General features: G+C 60.5%; 9 protein-coding genes. 4 read left to right on the forward strand and 5 right to left on the reverse strand.

Annotation, left to right across the window (positions count from 1 at the left end):
• Positions 1 to 18: 18 nt before the first annotated feature.
• Entirely contained in the window at positions 19 to 555 is a 537-nt protein-coding gene (locus tag H6A60_RS06055) for a hypothetical protein (protein ID WP_205102512.1), read from the reverse strand.
• 414 nt (positions 556 to 969) lie between these two features.
• Between H6A60_RS06055 and H6A60_RS06060 the strand changes: the two genes are divergently transcribed.
• Together H6A60_RS06060 and H6A60_RS06065 are read left to right on the forward strand one after the other, a co-directional pair.
• The gene (locus H6A60_RS06060; protein WP_205102513.1) at positions 970 to 1,605 is read left to right on the forward strand and encodes a response regulator transcription factor; all 636 of its coding nucleotides are present in this window, start codon (positions 970 to 972) and stop codon (positions 1,603 to 1,605) included.
• A gap of 311 nt (positions 1,606 to 1,916) precedes the next feature.
• Entirely contained in the window at positions 1,917 to 3,560 is a 1,644-nt protein-coding gene (locus tag H6A60_RS06065) for a formate--tetrahydrofolate ligase (RefSeq protein ID WP_205102514.1), read from the forward strand.
• Between the two features lie 130 nt (positions 3,561 to 3,690).
• Here H6A60_RS06065 and H6A60_RS06070 read toward each other — a convergent pair whose 3' ends face one another.
• Entirely contained in the window at positions 3,691 to 4,230 is a 540-nt protein-coding gene (locus tag H6A60_RS06070; RefSeq protein ID WP_205102515.1) for a hypothetical protein, read from the reverse strand.
• A gap of 1,066 nt (positions 4,231 to 5,296) precedes the next feature.
• Between H6A60_RS06070 and H6A60_RS06075 the strand changes: the two genes are divergently transcribed.
• Complete coding sequence (locus H6A60_RS06075) at positions 5,297 to 6,070, forward strand: ferredoxin reductase domain-containing protein (protein ID WP_205102516.1); 774 nt, start codon at positions 5,297 to 5,299, stop codon at positions 6,068 to 6,070.
• A gap of 120 nt (positions 6,071 to 6,190) precedes the next feature.
• Here the strand turns inward: H6A60_RS06075 and H6A60_RS06080 are convergent, their stop codons facing one another.
• Entirely contained in the window at positions 6,191 to 6,949 is a 759-nt protein-coding gene (locus H6A60_RS06080; protein WP_205102517.1) for a helix-turn-helix domain-containing protein, read from the reverse strand.
• Positions 6,950 to 7,163: 214 nt separating this feature from the next.
• Between H6A60_RS06080 and H6A60_RS06085 the strand changes: the two genes are divergently transcribed.
• Entirely contained in the window at positions 7,164 to 7,943 is a 780-nt protein-coding gene (locus H6A60_RS06085; RefSeq protein WP_205102518.1) for a nitroreductase family protein, read from the forward strand.
• Positions 7,944 to 8,056: 113 nt separating this feature from the next.
• Here H6A60_RS06085 and H6A60_RS13740 read toward each other — a convergent pair whose 3' ends face one another.
• A complete protein-coding gene (locus H6A60_RS13740; protein WP_239477617.1) occupies positions 8,057 to 8,608 on the reverse strand; it encodes a hypothetical protein in 552 nt (183 codons plus the stop codon).
• Between the two features lie 20 nt (positions 8,609 to 8,628).
• The coding region (locus H6A60_RS06095) for a hypothetical protein (protein ID WP_205102519.1) at positions 8,629 to 8,849 on the reverse strand (221 nt) is incomplete at its 5' end.

The raw sequence follows: 8,849 nt of genomic DNA on the forward strand, positions 1-8,849 counted from the left end.
GCTTTTTTTACCCGTTCTTTACTTGGCTTTGGCGGCGGGCGCCTGAGCAGGCGCTTGAGCCGGCTGCTGTGCGGGCTTAGGCGCCTGCTTGTAGGTACCCTTCAAGCGGCCGAGAAGTTCGTGCGCATAGCCCGCAGCCATCGCAACGGTAAGGCCGCGCCCCTTCGGGGCACTGCCGCTCGCCTGCATGCGGGGAATGCCGTTTTCAAACGTCTGGAACACGACAGCCGTGATAACGCCGTTCTGCGCGGCAACTTCGTACGTCAGAACGAACGGGCAGGCCTTGGGACTCGTACCGGGCTCAAGGCGCTTCACCTCGGCGCCCGAACGCTTGAGACCGGCCTCAATGGCCTCAACGAGCTTCGGGCTCTTCACTGCCGAATTTTCCAGCAGACAAACCTGGTCGTAGGAGACGGGCTTGAATTCCTTGGATTCGTCCGCTGGCACCGCGGCCGTCGCCTGCGCCTCATCGTCGCCGCCCGGCAGCGAAGAACAGCCGGCGAGCACGCCGACAAGAGATGCAGCCAAAATCGCAGCGAGTAGATTTTTCTTCATGTCTGGAATTCCGTGCGGCAAGCTTCGGAGGACAGTCCCTGCCGCTTTGCGGACTGCCTTTTTGCGGTCGGCCGCGCCATCCATGCGACAGCGCGGCGAAAAAGCATCCTTCCTGCTTCTCTCTCAAATATACCTTTAGAGAGACGCAGTTTGTCTTTTTGCAGAACGATTGCCGGGCGCGGGCCCGTTTCGAGATCACGAAAACATTGTGAGCTATACCCAATACTGCCCGAGGACAGTTTTCCGCCGAATCTCGGTGCCACGCAATTTGGATACAATGATCCTTCAAGCCAAACAAAAACGGGCGGCGGCGACAGGGCGGCGAACTTTGATGCCCCACCCAAAAAATCGCCCGAGCGCAATCGCCCGCAAAGAATCATATCCCTCCTCTCATATTCAGGAACGACAAGCGCCATGCTCAACGACTTGGACAATACGAATTACAAGCCTCTGATCCGCGTTATCGATGACGATGATGCCGTGCGCCGCTCCTGGGCATTTCTGCTTTCGGGCGAGTCCTACGACGTCGTCACCTATGCCGACGCGGGGAGCTTCCTCGCTTCGGCCGACTTCCGCCGCTACGGCGCCATTCTCCTTGACGTCCGCATGCCCAACATGTCCGGGCTCGAACTGCAGAACAAGCTCAAGGAACTCGGCTGCGACCTCCCGATCATCTTCATTTCCGGCCACGGCGACATCGACATGGCCGTCAACACGCTCAAGAACGGTGCCGTCGACTTCCTGCAGAAGCCCGTCAAGGACGACCGCCTCCTCGAAGTGATTGACGCGGCCGTGGCGCGCAACAAGGCCGCACGCCGCGATCAGGCCGAAGTCGCGGGCTTCAAGGCGCGCCTCGAGCAGCTCACGCAGCGTGAGCGCGAAGTGATCCGCATGGTTGCACAGGGCTATTCCAACAAGGAAGTGGCCGCCGAATTCGGCATTTCCGAAAAGACCGTTCAGGTTCACCGCGGCAGCGCCTACCGCAAGCTCGATCTGCACAACGCCGCCGAAATCGCGCGTCTGCTGCTGCGCTCGGGCGACCCGCTCTGAGCGCAGCACCCGGCGCGAACCGCGCAATCGACCGAAATCGGCGGACTTCTCGTGCAATTATCTTCAAATGAAGCGAATTACAGGATGTTCCGCCGATTTGACTAATACGACGCCGTTACTGTTTACAGCGGCGTCGTTTTTATTTTTGGTGCATACTCCACGCCAACTCGATTGAGGCGCTCCCGACGTGAGCCGCATTTGGAGCTGCGACGCTCTTTCCGGTCGAGCCCTCCGCCACCCGGCGTTTCAGACCCCGGGCAACCCGGCGAATGTAAAGAATTCCCATTTTTTACCATTGAACGGAGACCACGATGCTCAGCGACATCGAAATCGCCCAGCAGGCTCATCTCATCCCCATCAATGAACTCGCCGCGAGCGCGGGCCTTACCGAGGCCGAATTCGAGCCCTACGGGCGCGACAAGGCGAAGGTTTCGCTCGATCCGTCCCGCCAGAAGACGGCCAAGCTCATTCTCGTGACGGCCACGTCCGGCATGCCTGCAGGTTCGGGCAAGACCACGACGAGCATCGCCCTCGCGCAGGGCATGAAGAAGGTCGGCAAGCGCGCCGTGCTCGCGCTGCGCGAACCGTCCCTCGGCCCCGTTTTCGGCATGAAGGGCGGCGCCGCCGGCGGCGGCTACAGCCAGGTGCTGCCGATGGAAGCGATCAACCTGCACTTCACGGGCGACCTTCACGCGATCACGGCTGCCAACAACCTCCTCGCGGCGCTCCTTGACAATGCGCGCCACCAGGGCCAGGTTCAGCTGCGCGAAATCTATTGGCGCCGCGTGATGGACGTCAACGACCGCATGCTGCGCAACATCGTCTCGGGCCTCGGCGGTCCGGCCAACGGCATCCCGACGGAAGCGGGCTTTGACATCACGGCCGCCTCCGAACTGATGGCAATTCTCTGCCTGGCGACCGACCTGGAAGACCTGCGCCGCCGCATCGACCGCATCGTGCTCGGCATCAAGACCGACGGCACGGCCTATACCTGCGCCGAGCTCGGTGCGACGGGCGCGCTCCTTGCGCTCCTCCTTGAAGCGACGAAGCCCAACCTCGTGCAGTCGATCGAAGGCAACCTCGCCTTCGTGCACGGCGGCCCCTTCGCCAACATCGCGCACGGCTGCAACTCGGTGGCCGCCACTTACGCCGCGCTCAAGCTCGGCGAATACGCCATAACGGAAGCGGGTTTCGGCTCGGACCTCGGCGCCGAAAAGTTCTTCAACATCAAGTGCCGTGCGGCCGGTCTCGAACCCGCCGCGGTCGTGCTCGTCACCTCGACGAAGGCCCTCAAGTGGCACGGCGGCGTGGCGCTGCCGGAAATCGGCAAGCCCAACATGGAGGCTTTGAAGCGCGGCCTCTGCAATCTCGAAGCACACATTGAAAACCTCAAGCACTTCGGGCCCAACATCGTCGTTTCGCTCAACCACTTCCATACGGACGAAGACGCCGAAATCGAAGTGATCCGCGCGCGTGCGGCCGAGCTCGGCGTGCGCTTTGCCGTCTGCGACGGCTTTGCCAAGGGCGGCGACGGCGCGATCGAACTCGCGCAGGCCGTCATCGAAGCCGCTGCCGATCCGAAGCCTCTCGTTCATACGTACGAACCGGAGCAGCCGATCCTTGAAAAGATCGACGCGATCGTCACGAAGGTCTACGGCGGCGCCGGCGCCGACCTCTCCGATGCAGCCAAGAAGGATCTCAAGCGCCTGCAGGACCTCGGCTTTGACCGTCTGCCCGTCTGCATCGCGAAGACACCCTTCTCGCTTACGGCCGACGCCAAGGCGCTCGGCGCGCCGAAGGGCTTCCGCGTGCCGGTCCAGCGCCTCATTCTCAATGCAGGCGCGGGCTTCATCGTCGTCACGACAGGCGCGATCATGCGCATGCCCGGTCTGCCCAAGGCCCCTGCCGCCATGCAGATCGACGTGGTCGACGGCCGCATTGTCGGCCTGAGCTGATCGAGCGCACGCGTTAGCGTGCTGCGTGCTGGCTTGGCGAAAGGCGTTCGCATCGATTCGGTGCGGGCGCCTTTTCTTTGCGTCGAAGTTGAAGCTGCCGACGTGAAAAAAAAGAAAGAAAGCGGTGCGGTCAGCGACCGATTTCGGTTCGCCCGGGGAAGAGCCGATCGAGCATGCGAGCGAGATAGCGGGAGAACGGGATGTAGCGCGAGTGCGTTGAAACCAGGTTGCGCGACGGATCGAAACTCGCATTGGCGTACTTTTCGCCATTGACGTAGAGGTCGATGTTGATCGCGTACTGCTTCACGAGCGCAGGCACGTAGTACTGTTCGCCCGCCCAGTTGTAGACAATCGTCTGCGGACAGGCGCCCGGATCCGCTCCCGGCGGCAACTCGACAACGGCAAAGCCTTTTTTGTCGAGCAGCTTGATAAGCATGTCGTGCACTCGGTCGGTGACTTTTTCGGGACGCACGACGCATATGCCGTCGTCAGTCGTCCGAAGGCTGCCGTTGATGTGCACGACCGAGCAGCCGGAAAGCGAAAACGCAATACCAGTCGCTGCCGCCGAAGCCGAAAGTGCAGCGAAGACGCGGCGCAGGCGCTTCTCGCGCGTACCGTCCGGCGGTACGCAAGCGCTCGGCAGTCGCAAATTCTCGAATCGCGGCAACATGGTTCGAACGGGCCGGAAAAGGAAAAACTGTCGAGCATTTTCGCAGATTCGAGGCTGCACGCGCCGTCTTTCACGTCGCGACAACGCACTTCGCCCGACACGCGCGAGCACGCCGAAATGAAGAAGAAAAGCAGAGGAGGACGGTCGAGAAAAGATCGTGCAAAAGCTGCAGACAAGGAAACGGCGGTTCGGAAAAAGGAGGAAACCGAACCGCCGTTAAGAGGAGACGCTATACGAATGCGACCAACATCCGTATTGCTTTCGTGCCTTGCGCCGGAGCGCCCGACACTATTTTGAAAAACGCCTGTCACCTTTCGGAAGCTCGTACGGCGGGGACCAGCCGCGTATGGGCAGCGTTTTTCTTCAACCACAAAAAGGAGAAAAACACACTTCAGACAGTGAGGCCGTCATCAGAATCGAGCAACTCGATCCGCCTCGGCAGACGGCGTCAACCGAAACTCGTTCACTAGAACCGAACAATTCGAAATCGTTTCGTTCGTTTCACTGAACATGTGAGGAAGTATATCAACGATTTTTCCTCTTTAGGGGTTTTACCACCTCGTTTCCCCTAGCTTAATTGCAACTAATTGTAACTATTCATCTGTTAATTCTTACGAACTAGATCAACCGATCCCGGCGGGTTAATTCGAAAGAATTTCTCGTTTCATCAAATAGAAAGAGCGATTTCATTGATGGAAAAAAAACGTCTCTTTTGCCCCCTCCCGAGGTGGATAGGCAAATATCTTAGGGGGTTTCATCAGCTTGATTGTCATATTTGGAAGGCGTAAGCACTTTGCGCTTAAATGAGATGCCCGAAATCCCGCGCCGACCTATAATGGATTTGTGGGAAGCAATCCCAAACGGGGTGCAGAAGCGGCGCGCACGATGCCGAAAGATGTCGGCGGAGGACGCGCGCGAAACCGCTCTCATCTGTCGCTCCGAAACAATCGTCGGTCGAGCGCGCTCGCCGACGCAGTTCGAGCCTTCTCGAGGCAACGCTGTCTCTCCGCGAGCCGCATCGGCCGTTCAGGCAAGCGGACGCAAAGCGCCGCAAAGGAAGGCAACAATGACAACAACCGAACTGAAGATCTCCTCCTGGCGTACTTACGAATGCGTGAACCGCGTTGAAGAATGCGCGGGCGTCGATTCCTACTACCTGCTTGCCAAGGACGGCAAACCGATGGAAGGGCTCCTTCCCGGACAGTATGTCTATGTGAAGGCCAATTTCCCGTCGACGGGCGAATTCGGCCCGGCAAGCTTCCCTGTTTCCTCGGCGCCGGACGCGGGTCTCCTGCGCCTCACCGTGAAATATGTGAGCGGGCGCAACCAGGTAGACGAAACCTCAACCGAAGCGCGCTTGCATCGTCTTCTCAAAGTGGGCGAAACGATCGAGCTTTCCGAGCCCTTTGGCGAATTCACTTTCAACTTCAAGGAAGAACACCCCGTCGTCATCATCGCCGCCGGTATCTGCATTGCGGGCGTCGTACCGCTTCTGAGCGCGCTCTCGACCGAAAACCCGCTCAGAGAGCTTCATTTCCTTTATTCAGCCGCCAACAGCGCACGCTACCCCTTGAAGAGCGAAGTCGACTCGATCATGAAGGGGCTGCCGCACGGCGCGAAGGCTGTCTTCTTCACGAGCCCGCTCGAAGGCGACGTGATCGGGCGCGACTACGACGCGCAGGGCCGCATCAGCGCTGAGCGCATCCGCTTCTTCTGCCAGGATCCGGATGCGGACTTCTGGCTTGCGGGACCGAAGGAATTCATGGAATCGGTGAAGGCTGCACTTCTTGAAATCGGCGTCATCGAGCCGCGCATCCACTGCGAAGACTACAAGCACTGACGAAACTGTTGCCGTCGTCCGAATTGAAGTGGCTTCGGGCGACGGCATCAAGCGCTTTCGCAGCAAATCGGTTAAGCGCCTTGCGAGCATCCTCGGCAAGGCGCTTTCCTTTTGCGTGCTTTAATCGAGAAGTCCGGCAATCGGCACGCCGAAAAATCGCGAGATCGCCTGTGCAACATTGGCCGGAATGGGGCGGACACCCGACTCATAGTCGGAAATGCGAGACTGCGACGTCTGCGCCACGTCGGCGAGCGCACGCTGAGTGAGCCCGCGCTCGCGGCGAAGCTGACGCAAGAAAGCGCCGGGCGTGAGGCCCGCGGCGCCGTTTTCGGGCGGAGCAGGGGAATAGGCCCCCGCAGGATACGCAGACTGCATGCCCGCAGCGGGCGACGCCGCAAGCGGCTGCATCGGCCGAAGCTGCTGCGGCGCCTGCGCTGTCGGTACGGGCTGCGCGAATTCCGCCGGCTGCAGCCCCTGCATGCCGTAAGCATTCGGATACGGATAGGGCTGTGCCCCCCAGAGACTCGGCTGACGCAGCGCCCGATAGCGAGGATCCGCATAGGGCGAAGTTCCCGAAAGATCCGAGATGCCGGCAGCCCCCGTCGGCGCCGAATAGGGTGAAGGTGCGGCGGCAGGTGCGGGCGGCGGTACTGCAGGGGTGGCAGCGCCGAGAGCGCCGCTCTCAAGCGCCGCGTCTTCAGCTGCCGAATCGTTTCCTGCCGCCAACGCGGCGGCTGCGAGATTGATCGGGCCGTCGAGCGCCATCGCCGCCAGCAGACTCGCAAGGAGTCCTTCGACCGCATCGGCACGATCGAGCGGCACGCGCAGCGTGAAGACGGCCTCGGCCGCCTCGTTGTCCCGTTTCAGTCTTTCGCTCATCTTCTTTGGGGCGCGCGCCGCACGCAAGCGTACGGCGCAATACTTTGTTTTTAGGCCGGAGCGCCCCCATCACGGGCGAGGGCTCTTCAACGGCCAAATCCGTTATTCTTTCCGAATCCGTTGATTTTACGAGGCGAAGGCGGCCTATGTGGCGCTGCGCCCCAAGAAACGGCAGAAATTTCGGCGTACACACCTATTTTTCTCGAGGCTCACCGTGTCCATCAAAAAGAAGTTTCAGGCCAAGCTCGCCGAGATCGGCAGCGAACTCGAAGACCACTTCGACGAACTGAAATCGGAAATCGAACGCCGATTCGGTCCCCGCAAAAACGACGGCGAAGTCTTTCGGGCCCTTCCGGCGCCCGCAGGCCTCATGATGCCGCTTGGCGACGCGCTCGCCGCACGCCGCTCTGAGCGCAACTTCAGCAACGAGCCGTTGCCGGATCCGTTGCTCGCAAACCTCCTCTACGCTGCCGACGGCATCAACCGTTCGAACGGTAAACGCACGACGCCCTCGGCCTTCAATTGGCGCGAAACGGAAATCTACGTCTTGAAGCCCAACGGCATCTGGCGCTGGGTACCCGAGCGTAACGGCCTGATCTTTTGTTCGCCCGACGACATCCGAGGCGAAACCTACCTTGTTGAAATGCCGCTTGCGGCGCTGCCGCCAGTCATCTTGGTCTACGTGACGAACTTCGAGCGAACGCAGGACCTCGTGATGAAGCTTGCCTCAGTCATCGTAGACAAAGCCAAGCGCTCGGACTGGACGGAGGAGCGGCTCGAAGAAGCTCGCGTGCGCTCAACGCACATCGACGTCGGCCTCAAGATGCAGGCCGTGGCGCTTGCTGCGGCGGCGATGAAGCTCGCAAGCGTGCCGCGCACGGGCTTTCTCGCCGAAGAACTCGGGAAAAAACTGCACCTGAAACCCACGGAAACCGTCGCCGCCGTGCAGTCGGTGGGGTATCCCGCCAAGTCGATGTTCGACCACATCTTCTGATTCGCGTCGAGCACTGCCAGCCAAAACGCCGCACCGGTTTCGTCCGGCGCGGCGCATTTTTCAAACGCGGGCGACCTCTTCCGACCGATCCGCCGGCGTCGTCAGACGACTGACTACTCTCTCACGCGGCCTTGGTAGCGGCCGCTCCTGTCGTAGTAGCGACCGTCTTCGGTCTTTCGCCCCTGATACCGACCGCTGCGATCGTAGAAGCGCCCGTCATCCGTTTCTTTTCCCTGGTAGCGACCGCTTCGATCGTAGTAGCGGCCGTCCTCGGTTTGCTTGCCCTGGTAGCGCCCGCTGCGGTCGTAGGCGCGTCCGTCCTCGGTCACGCGGCCTTGGTAGCGCCCGCTTCTGTCGTAGATGCGCCCGTCCTCCGTCACGCGTCCCTGATAGCGGCCGCTCCTGTCATAGCGGCGACCGGGCTCAAGCGCGGCCACCGAAAGCGTCCCCGTTGCGTATGAAAAAAGCGTCTCGACGCCGCTCGCAAAATTGGTCTCGGCAACCGTCCGTTCGACCGAAGCGGCAGCCTGCGCCGTCGTCGGAGTTCTCTGCGAAAGCGGCTCGAAAGCACCCAAGGTGAAGGCCGCTGCGACGCAGACGACCGGCACCGCAAAAGCACGCAGACCGCCCTCAATCGAACGACCGAACCGCAATGGCTTTCTCATTTTTATCTGTTCCGAAAAAGTTACTCGAAATTACTCGATGTGTTTTCGGATTTCTTTCCGCACTTCACCAGAGTCCGCGCGGCTTTTTCCAAAGTCGGCTGCATCCAGTTGAAGCCTCTTGAGGGCCAGTAAGTTCCCCCGGAGCTAATGGCATCACGGTACCTAGCGGTTCGGGCCTCGATAATCTTTTTGACTTCTCGATAACCCATGTACCGCGTGATTTCCGGATCCCACAGCCGGA

Source organism: Sutterella massiliensis, assembly GCF_016899755.1.
Taxonomy (GTDB): domain Bacteria; phylum Pseudomonadota; class Gammaproteobacteria; order Burkholderiales; family Burkholderiaceae_F; genus Sutterella; species Sutterella massiliensis.

Bases quoted from the DNA above. Each gene is read 5' to 3' on its own strand.
- H6A60_RS06065 (WP_205102514.1), top strand. From the start codon at position 1,917: ATGCTCAGCGACATCGAAATCGCCCAGCAGGCTCATCTCATCCCCATC.
- H6A60_RS06055 (WP_205102512.1), bottom strand. From the start codon at position 555: ATGAAGAAAAATCTACTCGCTGCGATTTTGGCTGCATCTCTTGTCGGC.
- H6A60_RS06075 (WP_205102516.1), top strand. From the start codon at position 5,297: ATGACAACAACCGAACTGAAGATCTCCTCCTGGCGTACTTACGAATGC.
- H6A60_RS13740 (WP_239477617.1), bottom strand. From the start codon at position 8,608: ATGAGAAAGCCATTGCGGTTCGGTCGTTCGATTGAGGGCGGTCTGCGT.
- H6A60_RS06070 (WP_205102515.1), bottom strand. From the start codon at position 4,230: ATGTTGCCGCGATTCGAGAATTTGCGACTGCCGAGCGCTTGCGTACCG.
- H6A60_RS06060 (WP_205102513.1), top strand. From the start codon at position 970: ATGCTCAACGACTTGGACAATACGAATTACAAGCCTCTGATCCGCGTT.
- H6A60_RS06080 (WP_205102517.1), bottom strand. From the start codon at position 6,949: ATGAGCGAAAGACTGAAACGGGACAACGAGGCGGCCGAGGCCGTCTTC.